This is a genomic window from Kitasatospora sp. NBC_01287 (genome assembly GCF_026340565.1).
Taxonomy (GTDB): Bacteria; Actinomycetota; Actinomycetes; order Streptomycetales; family Streptomycetaceae; genus Kitasatospora.
Window position 1 is genome coordinate 146,419 of record NZ_JAPEPB010000002.1, and the last position, 18,142, is coordinate 164,560.

Below are 18,142 nucleotides of genomic sequence, written 5' to 3' on the forward strand. Positions count from 1 at the left end.
CCTCCCTCGACGCGTCGACGCCCACGCATCCAGGAGATGACTCCACCATGAGCACGTCATCCGAAACCCCCGTCCTCGACACGCTGGCCGCCATGACCCTCGACTCGGTCGAGCGGTGCGGGTTGCCGCCGGACACGCTGATCCTCACCAGGCTCGCCGCGCTCGCCGCGATGGACGCACCGGCGATGTCCTACCTCGCCCACATCGACCCGGCCATCAGGACCGACCTGACACCCGCCCAGGTGCAGGACGTGCTGGTCGCGATCGCCCCCATCGTGGGCACGGCCCGGGTCATGTCCGCGGCCACCCACATCACCGAGGCCCTCGGCATGGCCATCGCCGTGGCCGAATCCGGCTCCGCGGCTTGAAGCCCGCCGGACCGGGCGGCAACCGAGCGCAGGAACAGAGGTAGCAGGATGTCCGCACAGCCGAACGTTCGCGACCAGAGCACCAACACCGTGGCCGGCGGCCTGGTCGTCTTCGCCGCCGTCATGCTCCTGCTCGGCGGACTGCTGAGCGTCTTCCGCGGGATCATGGGCATCGCCAAGGACGATGTCTTCCTCAGAACCCCGAACTACGTCTTCAAGTTCGACCTGACCAGCTGGGGATGGATCCACCTGGTCCTCGGCGCGATCGCGATCGTGGTGGGTCTGGGCCTGTTCAGGCTCGCCGTGTGGGCCAGGATCCTGGGCGTCGCCGTTGCGTCGCTGCTGATCATCGCCAACTTCCTCTCCATCCCCTACTACCCGTTCTGGTCCATCACCGTCATCGCCATCTGCGCGTTCGTCATCTGGGGCCTCTGCGCGATCCGTCGCGACGACGCCCGGATGACCTGACCTGCTGACCTGCCGGACAACCGGGCCGGACGACCGGACCGGGCCGGCGGGTCCGGTGCCGCCCCCCGGCCTCAGGCCGGCAGGCCGCGGACGAACCCGGCGAGGAGCGCCGCCCCGCGCCCTACCTGCCGCGCCGCAGGGCCAGCCCGCTGGGCAGCAGGCCGGCCGCCAGGGCGAGCACCAGGCAGGCCGCGACGCTCACCCCGAGCGGTTCCCAGGGCAGTCGCAGGGCCACCGCCGTCTGCCCGGCCAGGATCCGGTGGTTGAGCAGTGCCGTGGTGCCGCCCTGGGTCAGCGCGGTGACCGCCAGCGCCAGCACCGCCGCCGTGGCCACGACGAGCACCGCCTCCAGCGCGACCATCGCCAGGACCTGGCGGCGCACCGAGCCCGCCAGTCGCAGGACGGCGAAGTCGCGGCGCCGGTCGGCGGCCGACATCACCATGGTGTTGACGATCGCGATCAGTGCGTAGAGCAGCGCCGGCCCGAGGATCGTGGTCGTCGCGATCCAGGCGTAGCGGGCACCGGGATCGGGGCCGGGCCGCTGGGCGTCGGTCAGGTCGCCGCCGAGCAGCGCCGGCGGCGCGGCGCTGAGGTAGACCGCGCCCGGGTGGGTGGCCGACAGATGGCCCGCGACGGCGCCACCGCTGAGCAGCACCTCGTCCAGGCCGAGCTGGGTGCGGTAGACGTAGGCGAGCCGCGGGGTGATCACGGTGTCGTCGGGCAGCCGCAGGTTGACCCGGTCGCCGAGGTGCCAGCCGTTGCCGCGGACCACGTCGGTGGAGGCCGCGAGGGTGTCGCCGCGCAGGTCGCCGGGCGCGCCCTGGGTGCCGGGCAGGGTCCAGGCGGTGGCGAGGTCGCCGTCGACGACCGTGGCGGCCGAGGGGGCGGAGGCGGCGGAGTCCTCCGAGCGGTCGGCGAACGAGGCGGTGTCCGCGCCCAGGCCGGTGATCACCAGTGAGGTGGTAGCGGTGGCCCGCAAGCCCGGCGCCGCGGCCGCCAGCCGCGCCGCCGCGTCCACCGGCAGCGGCCCGGCGCCCGGTCGCAGCACGTAGCGGGCCGCCGTGGCAGCTCGGCCCTGGGCGGTCATCGCGTCGGCGAAGGCCGCGGTGCTGCCCACCGCCGTGCCGGTCAGCGCGATCACCAGGAAGGCCGGGGTGGCGGTGGAGACGGTGCGGCGCACCGAGGTCAGCGCGTTCTGCCGGGCGAGCAGGGCGGCGGCGCTCACCGCCCCGCGCAGCGGCAGGGTGAAGACCCGCACCAGCACCGGGACCAGCACCGGGGCGAAGAGGCTCAGCGTGACGATCGCCATCAGGTCGGCGGCCATCACCCACTGCGAGGCCAGCTGCGGGTCGTCCGCCTGGCCGCCCGGAGTGGCCGGCAGGCTGGGGGCCACCAGGTAGAAGCCGACGGTCGCGAGCAGACCGCCGAGCTGCGTGATCGCGCAGACCCAGCGCAGCGGGGTCATCACCTTGCCGTCCACCGCCGCCTCGCGCAGCGCCTCCGCCGGTCGCACCCGGCCCGCGCGCAACGCGGCCGCGAGGGCGCCGAGCAGCGCGACCACCAGGCCGACGGCCCCCGCCAGCAGCATCGGGGCCACCGACGGGCGGGCGGTGAAGCCGGCGGGCGCGGCGCCGCGCTCGACCAGCCAGTGGGCCAGCACCGGCGCGGCGGGCAGCGCGAGCAGGCAGCCCGAGACCACGGCCGCCAGCGCGACCACCAGGGCCTCGCCCATGACCAGCAGCACCATCTGACGGGGGGTCGCGCCGACGGCGCGCAGCAGCGCGGTCTCCTGGCGGCGCTGGGCCACCGCGAAGGCGAAGGTGCCGGCGACCACGAAGACCGCGACGAAGGCGGCCATCCCGGCGGTGAAGGTCAGCACCTTGTGCAGCGAGGGCGCGCCGAGCGGGGAGTCGTCACCCATGGTGTCGTTCAGCAGCACGCCGGTGGTGGCGACCAGGGTGACGCCCAGGGTGAGCGCGAGGTAGGAGCCGGCGAAGGCGGTCCGGCGCCGCCGCAGGCTCGCGCCGGCGACCGGCAACAGGGTCAGCAGGTCACTCACGCGGCCGGCTCCGCTTCCAGCGAGGTCATCAGCTCGGCGACCCGCTGGGCGCTGGGCGCGGCGAGGTCGCCGACCACCTGGCCGTCGGCCAGGAAGAGCACGCGGTCCGCGTGCGCGGCGGCGACCGGGTCGTGGGTGACCATGACGGTGCTCTGGCCCTCCTCATCGACCAGCGAGCGCAGCAGGGCGAGCACCTCGCGGCTGCTGGAGCTGTCCAGCGCGCCGGTCGGCTCGTCGGCGAAGAGCACCTTCGGGCGGGCGATCAGCGCCCGGGCGATCGCCACCCGCTGCTGCTGGCCGCCGGAGAGCTGCGAGGGCAGGTGACCGGCCCGGTGGCCGAGCCCGACCTGGGCCAGCGCCTTGGCGACCTGGGTCCGGTCGGGCCGCTTCCCGGCCAGGCGCAGCGGCAGCCCGACGTTCTGCTCCGCGGTCAGCGAGGCGACCAGGTTGAACGCCTGGAAGACGAAGCCCAGCCGCTCCCGCCGCAGAATCGTCAGCTGGGTCTCCGTCAGTCGGCCGAGCTCCACCCCGTCCAGCACGACCCGCCCGTAGTCCGGCCGGTCGAGTCCGGCGGCGCACTGCAGCAGGGTGCTCTTCCCGGATCCCGAGGGCCCCATCACCGCGGTGAAGCTCCCGCGCGCGAAGCCGATGTCCACCCCCGCGAGGGCCCGGACCGCCTCCGGGCCGGTGCCGTAGGTGCGGTGCAGTTGTTCCAGCCGTAGAACGGCGTCATCCCCCATGATCGTCACAGGGGGTATGACTACCACACCGGATCTTCCCACGGCCATCCGTCATCAGCGTCCCGCTCCGCCCGGCCGGTCCGGCGAGCCCCGCGGCGCCCGAGCGACGGCGCGACGGCGCGACGGCGCGCGAGGCGGGAGGATGGTACCTGGGGGCGACCGACGCGGAGATGAGGTGTCCCGATGGCGACCGGTCCGGCAGCGCCGCACGACCCTGAGCACACGCGCCTGTGGCAACACTGGCAGCAGGCGGAGGAAGCGCACCTCTCCCCCACCAAGCGGTCACTGATCGTGACCTGGCTCGCCTTCGGCACCACCTTCGGCACCGCACGGCTGATCACCCACGGCATCAGGGGCGGCTGGCTCCCCTGGGGGAACATGTCCGCGGGCGGGCAGCACCTGCACCACTACAACCTCGGCATCGCGGCCCTGGCCGGGGTCGGACTGATCGCGGTCCGCGGGGACGAGAAGGCCGTCGGGCACCCGCTGGTCGCCGCGAGCTACGGCGCGGGCGCGGCGCTGATCGCCGACGAGTTCGCCCTGCTGCTCGACCTCCAGGACGTGTACTGGGCGAAGCAGGGCCGGGTGAGCGTGGACGTCGCCTTCGGCCTGCTGGCCGGGCTCGGCGCCTACCTGACCGCCGCGCCCTTCTGGCACGAGGTCATCCGGGCCGGCCGGCGGCACGCCGCCCGCCGCCTGCGCGAGGCCGCCCGGCCGCGCTGACCGCGCTGCACGCCGGGGCGGCGGGGCGGCGGGGCGGCGGGGCGGCGGCTTCAGAGCTGCCCCGGGCATAGCGCCGCAGGCGGTCGAGGTCCTCGGCGGGGTCCGCTGCGAGGTAGGGGTCCGCGGCGAGGGGGTCGGCGGCAAGGGAGCCGGGGCGGATCGGCACGGGGTGCTCGCGGACGACGCGGCCGGCCAGGGCCAGGGCGGCGTCGGCGTCGGCGTCCGGGGCCTGGACCACCACCGAGCCCAGGCGGTCGAAGCTGTGCAGCACCGCGGATCTGCGCCGCCCTGGCCGGGCGGTGAAGGTGATCTCCACGCACTGCCGCCGCACGGCCTCGTCGGTGACCTCGCTGTGGCGGGCAGGGCGGGCGGGGCGGGCCGGGCGGGGCGGGCCGGCTCAGGCCGGGGTGAAGGTCCGGCGCAGGTGGGCCGCCAGCGCCTCGGGCGTCGCCGGGCCCAGGCGCGCGCCGAGGTGGCCGTCGGGGCGGATGACGAACGCCTCGCCCTCGCGGGGCCGGTAGCCGGCCTCGAAGGCGCCGGCGGCGTCCCGGACGGCCGGCAGGAGCAAGCCGGGCGGGCCGGCGCCGTCGGCGAGCAGCACGTAGCTGTCGAGCAGGCCGTGCGCCGCCTGCCGGGCCGCGGCCGCGCAGGCGTGCAGGTGTTCGGCGCGGGCGTCGGGGCCGGCGTGGAGCAGCAGCGTGTGACGCGGACCGCGCAGCAGGTCGAACAGCCGCTGCGGGTAACCGGCCAGGTCGCGGGAGAGCCCGCCGCAGTCCGGTGCCCGGTCGCCTGGCGCCGGGCCACCGTCGGGCGCGCCCGCACCACCCGGCACGGGGTCGACCAGCGGGCTGCCGGGGTAGCCGACCAGCAGCTGGGCCTCGCGCAGCAGCATGGTCGTGAGGTCGTCGGGGTCGGCCGCCATGCCCTCCCTGGCGTGCCGCACGGTGCGCCCGACCACCTCCTCGCCCACCGGGTGGCGCTCGGCGTGGTAGCTGTCGAGCAGGTCGTCGGCACCGACGCCGCGCACCGCCAGCGCGAGCTTCCAGGCCAGGTTGAAGGCGTCCTGCACACCGGTGTTCATCCCCTGGGCGCCGGTGGGCGGGTGGATGTGGGCCGCGTCGCCCGCCACGAAGAGCCGGCCGGCGCGGTAGCGGTCGACCAGCCGGTGCGAGATCCGGAAGGTGGACGACCAGCGCAGCGCGGCGGCCCTCGTCGGCTGCGGCGCGAGCCGGTCCAGGACGGCCTGGATGTGCCGCAGCTCCGGCCCGCGGCCCTCCGCCAGGCCGTGCGTGACGCCGTCCGGCGCGCCCGCCCCACCCGAGCCGCCCGCACCGCCCGCACCGCCGTCCTGCCCCGCCGCGAGCTCCGGCGGGACCATCATCGACATCCGGTACCGGCCCCGGCCGGGCAGCGGGATGCAGACCAGCAGGTCGTCCACCGCGCCGTCCGCGTCCAGGTGCGTGGCGCGGACTCCGTAGCCTGTGGGCAGGTCCCAGTCGACCTCGACATCCCCGAGCATGTACTGCTCGGGGAAGGCGTCGCCCTCGAAGCTCAGGTGGGCCGCGCGGCGCACCCGGCTGTGCGCGCCGTCGCACCCCACCAGGTAGCGGGCGCGCACCCGCTCGGTCCCGGTGGGAGTGCTGAGCGTGGCCAGCACCCGCTCCTCGTCCGCCTCGACGTCCAGCAGCTCGGTGCCGCGCTCCACCACCGTGCCGTAGCCGGCCAGGTGCTCGGCCAGCAGCCGCTCCGTCGTGTACTGCGGCAGCGCGGCGAACGCGTAGGGCACCTCCGGCGGCAGGCTCAGCTCGATCCGCGGGCCGGGCTCGCCGTTGACGAAGAGCAGCTGGCCGCGCATCGGCACGGCCTCGTCCAGCGCCTCGCGGACCAGCCCCATCGCCTCCCACAGCTCCAGCGTGCGCGGCTGCACGCCGACCGCCTTGGCGTACGGCTGCGGAGCGGCGAGCCGGTCGATGATCCGGCAGTCGACCCCGTGGCGCCGCAGCTCGGCGGCGGCGGTCAGCCCGACCGGGCCCGCGCCCACCACCAGCACGTCGATCTCGCCCATGATCCGCCTCCCACGCCTCCGGCAGGGCCGGGCACCGCCACCACCTTCCAGGCTGCCCCCGCCCGCCGCGCCGCCGCCACCGCACCGCGGCTGCGGCGCGCGGCGCGACCCGCGGACCATGGCCCCGGAGCACCACCCCAGTCGCTGACGATGCGTCAGAACACCTCCCACCAGCGCCACCCGGGCGGACGCCCGGCCCCGGACGGCTCGGCGGCCGTCCGGGCGCAGCGTCCCCAAACTCGCGGGTCGAGGCGGCTACGCTCGGCGCATGGAGCACTCCGACGGGCGCGCGGAAGGCGCCGGACCCTTCACCACCAGAGTCACCTCGCGCCTGGCCGGCGGCGGTTCGGTGGTCTGGGAGTCGCGCCGGGCCCGCAAGCGCGGTGCGCTGAAGGTGCGTGCCGCGGGGGCCGCGCACGGCACGTCGCGCAGCGCCGACGCCGGGACCCTGGCCCGCCTGGGCAGGCTCAACCTGATCGCCTCCGGCGCGTTCACCCTCGGCGGGGCCCTGTTCGCGCTCGGCGCCGCCCTCGGCCAGCTCGGGGCGAGCGGGCCGACCGCGAGCGCCTCGATCTACTTCACCGGCGGCCTGTTCTTCACCACCGGCGGCTACGCCTCGCTGCTCCAGGCGATCAACGCCCCGCGCCGCGGCGGCGAGCCCGGTTCACTGGTCGCGGTGGGCTGGCGCTGGTGGAGCTACGAGCCGATGCGGATCGGCTGGCTGAGCACCTTCGTGCTCTTCACCGGCACGCTGGTGTTCGGGGTCAACCTGCTGGACTCCTTCCTCCAGGGGCTCACCGCCCAGCAGGTGAACCGGTTGATCTGGACCCCTGACCTGGTCGGCTGCCTGCTGTTCCTGGTCTCCGGGCACCTGGCGATCGCGGAGGTCTGCCACGGGCGGCCGCGGCTGAGCCCGCGCGGGCTCGACTGGTGGATCGTGGCGGTCAACCAGCTCGGCTCGGTGCTCTTCCTCATCGCCGCGCTGGCCGCCTTCACCCGCCCGGACACCGGCAGCCAGGTCAACGTCGACGTCGCCAACTGGGGCACCTTCGCGGGCGCGCTCTGCTTCTCGGTGGGCGGCGTCCTTCAGTCCTTCGAGCGACCCTGAGCTCCGGCCCCGAGGTCCCGAGCTCCGGCCCCGAGGTCCCGAGGGGCTGTCCGACAGGCCCCGGCCAGACCCCGGCGGCGCCACGGTGTTAGAAATGACGCATGGTCGAACAGGCCGACCGATCCCGGACGGTGTCGAAGCAGTCGCTGTTCGCGAAGAGTCCTCTCGGGAAGAGTCCGCGGAGCGTTGCCGGACAGGTATTCGCCCTGCAGGTCGTGGTCGTGCTGCTGCTCGTGCTGGGCGCGATCCTGGCGCTGGTCCTCGAATCGCAGAACGCCAGCGACACCGAGGCCCGCAACCGCTCGGTGGCGGTCGCCGAGACCTTCGCGCACTCCCCCGGCCTGGTCGACGTGCTGAACTCGCCCGATCCGTCGGCGGTGCTCCAGCCGATCACCGAGGCCGCGCGCAAGGAGGCCGGCGTCGACTTCATCGTGGTCATGAACACCCAGGGGATCCGCTACACGCACCCCATCCCGAGCCTGATCGGCAAGCACTTCGTGGGGACCATCGGCCCCTCCTTGGCCGGCCAGGTCTACACCGAGAGCGTGCACGGCCCGCTGGGCCACGAGATCCAGGCGATCGTGCCGGTCAAGGCCCCCGACGGTTCGGTGGTGGGCCTGGTGGCGGCCGGGCTCACGGTCAAGGACGTCACCACGGCCGGCGACCGGCAGCTGCCGGTGATCCTCGGCACCGGCGCCGCCGCGCTGGTGGTGGCCACCACCGGGACCGCCCTGGTGGCCAGGCGGCTGAAGCGCCAGACGCGCGGCCTGGGGCCGGTCGAGATGACCCGCATGTACGAGCACCACAACGCCGTCCTGCACGCGGTGCGCGAGGGCGTGGTGATCGTCGGGCAGGACGGGCGGCTGCTGCTGGCGAACGACGAGGCCAAGGAGTTGCTGGGGCTGCCGGCCGACGCGGAGGGTCGGCACCTGGGCGAGCTGCGGGGGCTGGACCCGGACACAGCGGAGCTGCTGCTGTCGGGCCGGACGGCCACCGACGAGGTGCACCGCTCGGGCAGCCGGCTGCTCGCGGTGAACCAGCGGCCGACGGACGGGCGCACCGGCGCGATGGGCACGGTCGCCACGATCCGCGACTCCACCGAGCTCCTGGCGCTCTCCGGCAAGGCCGAGGTGGCCGCCGGGCGCCTCGCCCTGCTCTACGAGGCCGGGGTGGGCATCGGCACCACCCTCGACGTCGTGCGCACCGCCGAGGAGCTGGCCCGGGTCGCGGTGCCCGGCTTCGCGGACTTCGTCACCGTCGACCTCGCCGACCCCGTGCTGCTGGGCGACGAACCCACCGGCACCGGGATGGACCTGCGCCGGGTCGTCGTCCACGGCATCCGCGAGGACCATCCCTTCTACCCGCCCGGCCGGCTGATCACCTTCATCCCCTCCTCCCCGCAGGCCCTCGGCTTCGACAGCGGCCGGTCGCAGGTGGTGCCCGACCTGGCGGACGCGCCCGGCTGGCAGGCGCAGGACGAGGGATGGACCAGGGGGATCCTCGACTACGGTGTCCACTCGCTCATCACCACCCCCCTGAAGGCACGGGGCATCATCCTGGGCGTCGCCAACTTCTGGCGGTCCCAGAAGCCCGAGCCCTTCGACGACGAGGACCGGTCGGTGGCCGAGGAACTGGTCGCGCGAGCGGCGGTCAGCATCGACAACGCGCGCCGCTACACCCGCGAGCACGCCATGGCGGTGACCCTGCAGCGCAGCCTGCTGCCGCGCGCGCTGCCGGAGCAGAGCGCGCTGGAGGTCGCGCACCGCTACCTGCCCGCGCAGTCCGGGGTCAGCGGCGACTGGTTCGACGTCATCCCGTTGCCCGGCAGCCGGGTCGCCCTGGTGGTGGGCGACGTGGTGGGCCACGGGCTGCACGCCGCGGCCACCATGGGCCGGCTGCGCACCGCCGTGCACAACTTCTCCGCGCTCGACGTCCCGCCGGACGAGTTGCTCGGCCACCTCGACGAGCTGGTGAACCGCATCGACCAGGAGGAGAGCGAGGGCGGCACCGGGACGGGCGTCACCGGAGCCACGTGCCTGTACGCGATCTACGACCCGGTCTCCCGGCTGTGCACCATCGCGCGGGCCGGACATCCCACGCCCGCCCTGGTGCGGCCCGACGGCAGCGTCGTCTTCCCGGAGCTGCCGATCGGGCCGCCGCTCGGCGCGGGCTCGCTGCCGTTCGAGACGGCGCAGGTGGAGCTGGCCGAGGGCACCCAGATCGTGCTGTACACCGACGGGCTGATCGAGGAGCGCACCCGGGACATCGACGTGGGCATGGAGCTGATGCGCGAGGTGCTCTCGCAGCGCGAGCGGGGGCCCGAGGAGAACTGCCGGGCCCTGCTCGCCGCCCTGCTCCCGGCCCGCCAGCAGGACGACGTGGCGCTGCTGATCGCGAGGACCCGGGTGCTCGGCGCGGACCGGGTGGCCGAGCGGGAGGTGCCCAGCGACCCGGCCGCCGTCGCCGAGGTCCGCGCGTGGGCGGTCTCGGTGCTGGACGGGTGGGGCCTGGCCGACCTGGCCTTCAGCACCGAGCTGGTGCTCAGCGAACTGGTCACCAACGCCATCCGCTACGGCTCGCCGCCGGTCCGGCTGCGGCTGCTGCGCGACCGGAGCCTGACCTGCGAGGTGGCCGACGGCAGCAGCACCTCCCCGCACCTGAAGTACGCGGCGACGACGGACGAGGGCGGGCGCGGGCTGTACCTGGTCGCCCAGCTCACCCGGCACTGGGGCACCAGGTACTCCCCGCAGGGCAAGATCATCTGGGCGGAGCAGCCGTTCCCCGGGCCGGCCTCCGCCCCGGACCCGTGAGACCCGGGCAGCCCGTGAAGCCCGGGCCGTCCCGTAAAGCCCGGGCAGCCCCGTGAAGCCCGGGCCGTCGTGCAAGACCCGCGCAGTCAGCCCGCGACGCCGGGCCCCGCACCCGGCAGGGCCGCCTCGGCGACAGCGAGGACCCAGTCACTGCTGCGCATCAGCGTCCCACTGCCCGACGGGTACTCGAAGTCGCACTCGCCGAGCAGGGTGAAGCCCAGGCGGCGGCAGAGCGCGTTGGAGGCGGCGTTCTCCACCGAGGGGAACGCGTGCAGGGTGCCGGGGGCACCGGGCCGGCGGGCCGCCTCCCGGACGACGGCGACCAGCGCGGCCCCGGCCGCGGCGGCGATGCCGCGGCCCTGGTGGGGCGGCAGGACGTTCCAGCCGGTCTCGAAGACCTGCTCGCCCTGCCAGGTGCGCTGGTGGTAGGCGATGCTGCCGACCATCTCGCCCTCCAGCAGGACGGCGAACATGCAGCCGCCCGCGGTCTCCGGCAGCGCGAGGTAGCGGCGGTGCCGGGCGAGCAGTTGCTCCTCCGGCTCCGGGCCGCCGACCCAGCGGCGCATCTGCGGGGTGTTGATCCGCCGCAGCAGGCCGAGCGCGGATTCCGACCAGGGTTCGAGGTGGACGTCCATGCCGCGCAGCATGCCAGCACCGGGCCTGACCAGGCATCTCATTTCTCCGGCGGCACCCCTCGCGGGCGCTCGGCGCGCGCCTGTCCGACCCGTGTGCCACGATCGCGCGGTGACCAGCAGACCCACCACCGCGCAGCACCTGCAGGACCTCGCGCGGCTGCGCCGCGTCCGCGACCGGATCGACCGGGAGTACGCGCAGCCACTGGACGTCGAGGCGCTCGCCCGCGGCGCGCACATGTCGGCCGGGCACCTCAGCCGCGAGTTCCGGCTCGCCTACGGCGAATCGCCCTACGGCTACCTGATGACGCGGCGCATCGAGCGGGCCATGGCGCTGCTGCGCCGCGGCGACCTCAGCGTCACCGACGTCTGCTTCGCGGTCGGCTGCTCGTCGCTGGGCACCTTCAGCACGCGCTTCACCGAACTGGTCGGCGTGCCGCCGAGCACCTACCGGCGCGACACGGCGCGCGGCACGGCGGGGCTGCCGCCGTGCGTGGCGAAGCAGGTGACCAGACCGATCAGGAATCGAGAAGCGCGGCCACCCGGGCGCGGTTAGCGTGACCGGCATGGACATCACGATTCACACCGTCTTCCTCTCGCACACCGACGCGGACGCGTCCCTGGCCTTCTACCGCGACGTCCTCGGCTTCGAGGTCCGCAACGACGTCGGCTACGGCGGGATGCGCTGGATCACCGTGGGCCCGGCCGAGCAGCCCGGCACCTGCATCGTGTTGGAGCCGCCGGCCGCCGACCCCGGCATCACCGACGAGGAGCGCCGCACCATCGTCGAGATGATGGCCAAGGGCAGCTACGCGCGGGTCATCCTGGCCACCGCCGACCTCGACAGCACCTTCGCCAAGCTGGTGGCAGCCGGCGCCGAGGTCGTCCAGGAGCCGACCCGGCAGCCGTACGGGGTGTTCGACTGCGCCTTCCGCGATCCGGCGGGCAACCTGATCCGGATCAACGAGGTGCGCTGAGCCGTCCGGCGACCGGGCCGCTCCCGCGCACCGTTCCCACGACCCGTTCCGCTGCCCCGTTCCGATGCCTCGTTCCGCTGCCCCGGCCGGGCGCACCGCGCGGCCGGGGCAGGCCTGAGCGGGCTCGATACCTTGGTGCCGACCCCGGTGCCCGATCCCGGCGCCCGCGACCCCGGTGCCCGCGACCCCGGTGCCCGCGCGGTGCCCGCCCCACAGATGGAGAGACGATGAGCCAGGCCAGGAGGACGGTCACGCGGCCGTCCGCGCCGCACCCCGCCGACAGCCACGAGCTGATCCGGGTGCACGGCGCGCGCGTGAACAACCTCAAGGACGTCAGCATCGAGATCCCGAAGCGCCGGTTGACGGTCTTCACCGGGGTCTCCGGCTCGGGCAAGAGCTCGCTGGTCTTCGGCACGGTCGCCGCCGAGTCGCAGCGGCTGATCAACGAGACCTACAGCGCCTTCGTGCAGGGCTTCATGCCCACGCTGGCACGGCCCGAGGTCGACGTGCTCGACGGACTGACCACCGCGATCGTCGTCGACCAGCAGCGCCTGGGCGGCGATCCGCGCTCCACGGTCGGCACCGCCACCGACGCCAACGCGATGCTGCGCATCCTCTTCAGCCGGCTCGGGAAGCCGCACATCGGGCCGCCCAGCGCCTACGCCTTCAACGTCCCCTCGGTCCGGGCGAGCGGCGCCATCACCGTCGAGCGCGGCGCCAAGAAGACGGTGAAGGCGACCTTCAACCGCACCGGCGGCATGTGCCCGCGCTGCGAGGGCCGGGGCACGGTCTCCGACATCGACCTCACCCAGCTCTACGACGACTCCAAGTCGCTCGCCGAGGGCGCGTTCACCATCCCCGGCTGGAAGTCGGACAGCTTCTGGACCGTGCGGGTCTACGCGGAGTCGGGCCTGCTCGACCCGAACAAGCCGATCCGCAAGTACACCAAGAAGGAGATGCACGACTTCCTCCACCGGGAGCCGACCAAGGTGAAGGTCGAAGGGGTGAACCTCACGTACGAGGGGCTGATCCCCAAGATCCAGAAGTCGATGCTCTCCAAGGACAAGGAGTCGCTGCAGCCGCACATCCGGGCGTTCGTGGAGCGGGCGGTCACCTTCACCACCTGCCCCGAGTGCGAGGGCACCCGCCTCAGCGAGGGGGCCAGGTCCTCGAAGATCAAGCGGATCAGCATCGCCGACGCCTGCGCGATGCAGATCAGCGACCTGGCCGCCTGGGTGCGCGGCCTCGACGAGCCCTCGGTGGCGCCGCTGCTCACCGCGCTGGGGCAGACCCTCGACTCGTTCGTGGAGATCGGCCTCGGCTACCTCTCGCTCGACCGGGCCTCGGGCACGCTGTCGGGCGGCGAGGCGCAGCGCGTCAAGATGATCCGCCACCTGGGCTCCTCCCTCACCGACACCACCTACGTCTTCGACGAGCCCACCACCGGCCTGCACCCCCACGACATCCAGCAGATGAACGACCTGCTGCTGCGGCTGCGGGACAAGGGCAACACGGTGCTGGTGGTGGAACACAAGCCGGAGGTGATCGCGATCGCCGACCACGTCGTCGACCTCGGCCCGGGCGCCGGCAGCGCGGGCGGCACCGTCTGCTTCGAGGGCACCGTCGAGGGGTTGCGGTCGAGCCGCACGACCACCGGCCGCCACCTCGACGACCGGGCCGCCCTCAAGGAGGCGGTGCGCACGCCCACCGGCGCGCTGGAGATCCGCGGCGCGAGCGCGAACAACCTGCGCGACGTCGACGTCGACATCCCGCTCGGGGTGCTCACCGTCATCACCGGCGTCGCCGGCTCCGGCAAGAGCTCGCTGGTGCACGGCTCGATCCACGCCGACGCGGGCGTGGTCTCGGTCGACCAGGGCGCCATCCGCGGTTCGCGGCGGAGCAACCCGGCGACCTACACCGGGCTGCTCGACGCGATCCGCAAGGCGTTCGCGAAGGCCAACGGCGTGAAGCCGGCGCTGTTCAGCGCCAACTCCGAGGGTGCCTGCCCCACCTGCAACGGCGCCGGCGTCATCTACACCGACCTGGCGATGATGGCCGCGGTCGCCAGTGTCTGCGAGGAGTGCGAGGGCAAGCGCTTCGACGCCTCGGTGCTGGTGCACCACCTCGGCGGGCGCGACATCAGCGAGGTGCTGGCGATGTCGGTGGCCGAGGCCGAGGAGTTCTTCGGCGACGGCGAGGCGCGCACACCGGCCGCGCACGCCGTGCTGCGCCGACTCGCCGACGTCGGCCTCGGCTACCTCACCCTCGGCCAGCCGCTCACCACGCTCTCCGGCGGCGAGCGGCAGCGGCTCAAGCTCGCCACGCACCTGGCCGACAAGGGCGGCGTCTACGTGCTGGACGAGCCGACCACCGGCCTGCACCTCGCCGATGTCGAGCAGTTGCTCGGTCTGCTCGACCGGATCGTCGACTCCGGCAAGTCGGTCATCGTCATCGAGCACCACCAGGCCGTCATGGCGCACGCCGACTGGATCATCGACCTGGGACCCGGCGCGGGCAACGACGGCGGCCGGATCGTCTTCGAGGGCACGCCGGCCGACCTGGTGGCCGCCCGCTCCACTCTGACCGGCGAGCACCTGGCGGCCTACACGGGCAGCTGACGGGAGGCCGGGTGGTCAGGCCCCGCCGTGGCGGCTACGGGAGCGGGGGCCACGGCGGCGGCTGAATCGCGTGACCGGGCCGCTCGCGACGAAGAGTACCGCGGCCGCGAGCACGGGCCCGAGCAGCAACCACCCGGCCCCGCCGATGCGGTCGATCAATCCGGTGAGCGACAGGACGGCGGCTCCGGCCAGCCATACGCCGCCGACCACTCCGGCCCAGCCCCCGAGGCGCGGGCGCTTGAACGCCTCCGGCTGCCAGCCGTTCAGCGTCCGCACCCCCAGCACCGCCAGGTTGAGACCCATCATCAGGCCGAACCACTCCCGCACCATGGCACCCCTCCCCCGGCGAGCGTACCGCCCGCTCATCCAGCGGTCGTCGGCACGGTAGCCCGGTCTCCCGGCGCTTGATCATCATCTAGTTGAATGCTAAATTAAATGCCGAGCCCGGGTCTCCGCCCGGACCATCGCCCGGCCGACACCTCTCCGCCGCCGACCGCAGGAGGACCCATGACCACCACCGTGACGGACAACCCGGACCGGTCGCGGTTCGAGATCACCGAGGACGGTGAGCTCGCGGGCTTCGCCGAGTACTACCGCTACGAGCGCGAACTCGCCTTCATCCACACCGAGATCGACCCCGCCTTCGCCGGTCGGGGCCTGGCCGGCACGCTGGCGCGCGCCGCCCTCGACGCCGCCCGCCAGCAGGGCGTGGACGCGCTCCCGTACTGCCCGTTCTTCCGGGGCTGGCTGGCCAAGCACCCGGACTACGTCGACCTGGTGCCCCAGGACCAGCGCACCCGGTTCGGGCTGTGAGCACCGCCCCGGCCGGGGGCGCCCCGGCCGCCGACGTCACCGCCGCGCCCATCCCCGCCCCGGGGTTCGTCCGGTCCGCCGCCGTCGTCGCCACCAGCACGGACGAGGATCACCGCGTCGACATCCGCTCCGGCCACCACCGCCTGGCCGCCGACGAGCCGGCCTCCAACGGGGGCGCCGACACCGCCACCACACCGGTGGGCCTGCTGCTCTCGGCCCTCGGCTCCTGCACCGCCATCACCCTGCGGATGTACGCGCAGCGCAAGCAGTGGCCGCTGCGGACCGTCCGGGTCCACCTCGGCTACGAGAAGGGCCCCGACCGCGCGGTGCGCATCACCCGGCGCATCGAGCTGCTCGGCGACCTGGACGAAGCGCAGCGCGCCCGCCTGCTGGACATCGCCGAGCGCACGCCGGTCACCCGCGCGGTGGCGGGCGGCACGCCGATCATCGCGGCCGGTCCGGCACTGCCGACCACACCGCCCGCGCCTCGCGCACCGAGCGCGGAGCCGACGGCAGCACCGACCGCAGCGCCTACCGCAGAGGAGTCACCAACCCATGCGTGAGCCCGATCGACAGGTTCCCACCCCGCACGGCGGACGCGAGCACGTACCGGCCGGCCCCGTGCGGGAGTTGCTGACGCCGCGCGAGACCGCGCTCGGCGGCAGCACGGTGGTGCGGCGGTTGCTGCCGAACCTGGGACGGCGGATGGTCGGCGCCTGGTGCTTCGTCGACCACTACGGCCCCGACGACATCGCCGACGAGCCCGGCATGCAGGTGCCCCCGCACCCGCACCTGGGCCTGCAGACCGTCAGCTGGCTCCACCAGGGCGAGGTCCTGCACCGCGACAGCCTCGGCAACCTGCAGACCGTACGCCCCCGCGAACTGGGCCTGATGACCTCAGGCCGCGCCATCTCCCACTCCGAGGAATCCCCGCGCGAACACGCCCGCCTGCTCCACGGCGCCCAACTCTGGGTAGCCCTCCCCGACACCCACCGCCACACCACCCCCACCTTCGAACACCACACCCACCTCCCCGAGATCACCGCCCCCGGCCTGCACGGCACCGTCATCCTCGGCACCGCCGACACCGCCACCTCACCCGGCACCACCCACACCCCCCTGGTCGGCATCGACCTCACCCTCACCGAAGGCAGCACCACCCGCCTCCCCCTCGAACCCGACTTCGAATACGCCGCCCTCACCATGTCCGGCCGCACCGAGGTCGACGGCGTCCGCCTGGAACCCGGCTCGATGCTCTACCTCGGCAGCGGCCGCCGCGAACTACCGCTGCGCGCACTGGCCGACGGCTCCCTGCTGCTGCTCGGGGGCGAGCCGTTCGAGGAGAAGATCGTCATGTGGTGGAACTTCATCGGCCGATCCAGTGAGGAGATCGTACAGGCACGATCTGACTGGATGGAAGGGTCCAGGTTCGGCGAGGTGCACGGCTACGACGGGCAGCGGCTGGCCGCGCCGACGCTGCCGTCGGTGCCCCTCAAGCCTCGGGGAAGGGCGCGCTGACCTGGCATTTTGTTCGGTGGGGCGGATGCGTCCGCCCGCTGTGTGGGTGCCGGCAGGCTCGATCGCGGCTGGCGGTGGAGGCCGCGCTCAGCTGGGTTCGGTGACGCCTATAGAGGCCCGTGAGCGCCGGAAGCGAGTCCCGTGTTTAGCTGCCTTTAGCAGCGTCTAGTAGTACTGATGCTGACCTTTTGCTGACCCCTGAGTGGGTTGAGGTCTAGACCATTTGGTCTAGACCTCACATGTAGCCGTCGTGCTCAGCTGAGGCCGACGATCAGGGAATCCCTCCCCCGAGCGCCGGCCCTGAACCTGATCCGGCCCCACTGTCGGGAACCTCTCGCGAGCGCGAGGCGGGGCATGGCTGTGCTGCCTGGCGGCTGGGGGAAAGCCCTCGCGAGCGCCAGGTCGACGCAACCCGGGAGACTGAACCCGGCGTATAGGTCGACTCGTCCGCTGCCTAGCCAGCACGAGGCCCCCTGAACTGCAAACTTGCAGTTCAGGGGGCCTCGTGCATGCCCTGGAGGCCGTAGTCGCTTGCTTGCTCCGTGTGTCTATTGCTGCCTACTTCTGGGTGGTCAGTGGAAATTTTGCGGGAGCGGGCAGTCTGTTGATCATCCTCACCGTCCGAGTCGAGTGACAGGACAAACCATGGCAGAACCTCCTTGGGCCGTGCCCGGCGTGCCGCTGCCGATAGCCTGCGATGTGTGCGCCATCCCCCGCAGCCCGTGCCGGCGGCACGACAGCTACGAAGGGCTCGGAATGCCGAACGAGAACCTTCCCGCAAGGGCCGTCTGGACCACGCGGATTTTTGCTGCGGCCCGGTCGCACGAGGCCGTCGCAAGGCTGGTGGCCAAGAACCCTGGAATTACCGGTCGAGAGCTCCTGGAGGCGCTGGCCGGCGAGGTCGCTAGCCTCAAGGCGTAGCGGCCCACGCTGGACCGCCCGCTCCCGATTCAAGACCTACCGCGATCGGAGCGTGCCGACTTGAAGCGCTAGGCCGCTGATCGGCGAGGGCGTCAACTCGGCGTAGCCGATCGCAGATATCCCGCCGGTGAGCGTGTCTGAGATGTCCCGCTTTGTCGTCACGATCAATGACGTTCGGGCCCCTATGGGCCTGCTCGCCCTCCCGAACGTGGGCGAATCCCACCCAACTGCTGACTCTGCCCTTCCCGAGCTCACGAAGTTGGCCCAGCATGGGCGGCGGAGTGAGAGCTTGTGTGGCTAGGTTGAACCGACACCTGCGGCA

At 73.3% G+C, this 18,142-nt stretch carries 17 protein-coding genes; 11 read left to right on the plus strand and 6 right to left on the minus strand.

Annotated features, from left to right (window positions below; translation table 11 throughout):
* Positions 1–47 precede the first annotated feature (47 nt).
* Both OG455_RS37445 and OG455_RS37450 read left to right on the plus strand, forming a co-directional pair.
* Complete coding sequence (locus tag OG455_RS37445) at positions 48–368, plus strand: carboxymuconolactone decarboxylase family protein (protein ID WP_266301229.1); 321 nt, start codon at positions 48–50, stop codon at positions 366–368.
* Positions 369–416: 48 nt separating this feature from the next.
* Entirely contained in the window at positions 417–836 is a 420-nt protein-coding gene (locus tag OG455_RS37450; RefSeq protein ID WP_266301230.1) for a hypothetical protein, read from the plus strand.
* Between the two features lie 121 nt (positions 837–957).
* On the opposite strand, the gene OG455_RS37455 is transcribed toward OG455_RS37450, so the two are convergent.
* Together OG455_RS37455 and OG455_RS37460 are read right to left on the minus strand one after the other, a co-directional pair.
* Positions 958–2,895 (minus strand): FtsX-like permease family protein, encoded by a 1,938-nt coding sequence (locus tag OG455_RS37455; RefSeq protein WP_266301231.1) that lies wholly within the window; start codon positions 2,893–2,895, stop codon positions 958–960.
* Entirely contained in the window at positions 2,892–3,635 is a 744-nt protein-coding gene (locus OG455_RS37460; protein WP_266301232.1) for an ABC transporter ATP-binding protein, read from the minus strand. The genes OG455_RS37455 and OG455_RS37460 overlap by 4 nt, the downstream gene beginning before the upstream one ends.
* Before the next feature lie 183 nt (positions 3,636–3,818).
* On the opposite strand from OG455_RS37460, the gene OG455_RS37465 reads away from it, so the two are divergent.
* A complete protein-coding gene (locus OG455_RS37465; protein WP_266301233.1) occupies positions 3,819–4,358 on the plus strand; it encodes a hypothetical protein in 540 nt (179 codons plus the stop codon).
* Here OG455_RS37465 and OG455_RS37470 read toward each other — a convergent pair.
* Both OG455_RS37470 and OG455_RS37475 read right to left on the minus strand, forming a co-directional pair.
* On the minus strand, positions 4,297–4,674 hold the full coding sequence (locus OG455_RS37470; protein WP_266301234.1) for a hypothetical protein: 378 nt from the start codon (positions 4,672–4,674) through the stop codon (positions 4,297–4,299). The genes OG455_RS37465 and OG455_RS37470 overlap by 62 nt on opposite strands.
* Positions 4,675–4,755: 81 nt before the next feature.
* The gene (locus OG455_RS37475) at positions 4,756–6,423 is read right to left on the minus strand and encodes an FAD-dependent monooxygenase (protein ID WP_266301235.1); all 1,668 of its coding nucleotides are present in this window, start codon (positions 6,421–6,423) and stop codon (positions 4,756–4,758) included.
* Between the two features lie 268 nt (positions 6,424–6,691).
* Between OG455_RS37475 and OG455_RS37480 the strand changes: the two genes are divergently transcribed.
* Both OG455_RS37480 and OG455_RS37485 read left to right on the plus strand, forming a co-directional pair.
* Positions 6,692–7,531: a hypothetical protein gene (locus OG455_RS37480; RefSeq protein WP_266301236.1), complete on the plus strand. Its 840-nt coding sequence runs from the start codon at positions 6,692–6,694 to the stop codon at positions 7,529–7,531.
* Between the two features lie 101 nt (positions 7,532–7,632).
* Complete coding sequence (locus tag OG455_RS37485; protein WP_266301237.1) at positions 7,633–10,341, plus strand: SpoIIE family protein phosphatase/ATP-binding protein; 2,709 nt, start codon at positions 7,633–7,635, stop codon at positions 10,339–10,341.
* Between the two features lie 86 nt (positions 10,342–10,427).
* On the opposite strand, the gene OG455_RS37490 is transcribed toward OG455_RS37485, so the two are convergent.
* A complete protein-coding gene (locus tag OG455_RS37490) occupies positions 10,428–10,976 on the minus strand; it encodes a GNAT family N-acetyltransferase (protein WP_266301238.1) in 549 nt (182 codons plus the stop codon).
* 109 nt (positions 10,977–11,085) lie between these two features.
* Here OG455_RS37490 and OG455_RS37495 point away from each other — a divergent pair, with 109 nt between their 5' ends.
* The 3 genes from OG455_RS37495 (at position 11,086) to OG455_RS37505 (ending at position 14,568) form a co-directional block, all read left to right on the plus strand.
* On the plus strand, positions 11,086–11,529 hold the full coding sequence (locus tag OG455_RS37495) for a helix-turn-helix transcriptional regulator (protein WP_266301239.1): 444 nt from the start codon (positions 11,086–11,088) through the stop codon (positions 11,527–11,529).
* Positions 11,530–11,539: 10 nt separating this feature from the next.
* Entirely contained in the window at positions 11,540–11,950 is a 411-nt protein-coding gene (locus OG455_RS37500; protein WP_266301240.1) for a VOC family protein, read from the plus strand.
* Positions 11,951–12,177: 227 nt separating this feature from the next.
* Positions 12,178–14,568: an excinuclease ABC subunit UvrA gene (locus OG455_RS37505; protein ID WP_266301241.1), complete on the plus strand. Its 2,391-nt coding sequence runs from the start codon at positions 12,178–12,180 to the stop codon at positions 14,566–14,568.
* Between the two features lie 15 nt (positions 14,569–14,583).
* Here OG455_RS37505 and OG455_RS37510 read toward each other — a convergent pair whose 3' ends face one another.
* Complete coding sequence (locus tag OG455_RS37510; RefSeq protein ID WP_266301242.1) at positions 14,584–14,898, minus strand: hypothetical protein; 315 nt, start codon at positions 14,896–14,898, stop codon at positions 14,584–14,586.
* A gap of 177 nt (positions 14,899–15,075) precedes the next feature.
* On the opposite strand from OG455_RS37510, the gene OG455_RS37515 reads away from it, so the two are divergent.
* The 3 genes from OG455_RS37515 to OG455_RS37525 are packed head-to-tail and all read left to right on the plus strand — an operon-like array spanning position 15,076 to position 16,899.
* Positions 15,076–15,381 carry a GNAT family N-acetyltransferase gene (locus tag OG455_RS37515; RefSeq protein WP_266301243.1) on the plus strand — a complete coding sequence of 102 codons (306 nt, stop codon included), beginning with the start codon at positions 15,076–15,078 and terminating at the stop codon, positions 15,379–15,381.
* Positions 15,378–15,944, plus strand: a complete 567-nt coding sequence (locus OG455_RS37520; protein WP_266301244.1) for an OsmC family protein — start codon at positions 15,378–15,380, stop codon at positions 15,942–15,944. Before OG455_RS37515 ends, OG455_RS37520 begins: the two co-directional genes overlap by 4 nt.
* Positions 15,937–16,899, plus strand: coding sequence for a pirin family protein (locus OG455_RS37525; RefSeq protein WP_266301245.1), 963 nt, complete (start codon positions 15,937–15,939; stop codon positions 16,897–16,899). The genes OG455_RS37520 and OG455_RS37525 overlap by 8 nt, the downstream gene beginning before the upstream one ends.
* The last annotated feature ends 1,243 nt before the right edge of the window (positions 16,900–18,142 follow it).

Bases quoted from the DNA above. Each gene is read 5' to 3' on its own strand.
- OG455_RS37475 (WP_266301235.1), bottom strand. From the start codon at position 6,423: ATGGGCGAGATCGACGTGCTGGTGGTGGGCGCGGGCCCGGTCGGGCTG.
- OG455_RS37485 (WP_266301237.1), top strand. From the start codon at position 7,633: ATGGTCGAACAGGCCGACCGATCCCGGACGGTGTCGAAGCAGTCGCTG.
- OG455_RS37500 (WP_266301240.1), top strand. From the start codon at position 11,540: ATGGACATCACGATTCACACCGTCTTCCTCTCGCACACCGACGCGGAC.
- OG455_RS37490 (WP_266301238.1), bottom strand. From the start codon at position 10,976: ATGGACGTCCACCTCGAACCCTGGTCGGAATCCGCGCTCGGCCTGCTG.
- OG455_RS37505 (WP_266301241.1), top strand. From the start codon at position 12,178: ATGAGCCAGGCCAGGAGGACGGTCACGCGGCCGTCCGCGCCGCACCCC.
- OG455_RS37450 (WP_266301230.1), top strand. From the start codon at position 417: ATGTCCGCACAGCCGAACGTTCGCGACCAGAGCACCAACACCGTGGCC.
- OG455_RS37445 (WP_266301229.1), top strand. From the start codon at position 48: ATGAGCACGTCATCCGAAACCCCCGTCCTCGACACGCTGGCCGCCATG.
- OG455_RS37465 (WP_266301233.1), top strand. From the start codon at position 3,819: ATGGCGACCGGTCCGGCAGCGCCGCACGACCCTGAGCACACGCGCCTG.
- OG455_RS37460 (WP_266301232.1), bottom strand. From the start codon at position 3,635: ATGGGGGATGACGCCGTTCTACGGCTGGAACAACTGCACCGCACCTAC.
- OG455_RS37525 (WP_266301245.1), top strand. From the start codon at position 15,937: ATGCGTGAGCCCGATCGACAGGTTCCCACCCCGCACGGCGGACGCGAG.
- OG455_RS37515 (WP_266301243.1), top strand. From the start codon at position 15,076: ATGACCACCACCGTGACGGACAACCCGGACCGGTCGCGGTTCGAGATC.
- OG455_RS37480 (WP_266301236.1), top strand. From the start codon at position 6,692: ATGGAGCACTCCGACGGGCGCGCGGAAGGCGCCGGACCCTTCACCACC.
- OG455_RS37510 (WP_266301242.1), bottom strand. From the start codon at position 14,898: ATGGTGCGGGAGTGGTTCGGCCTGATGATGGGTCTCAACCTGGCGGTG.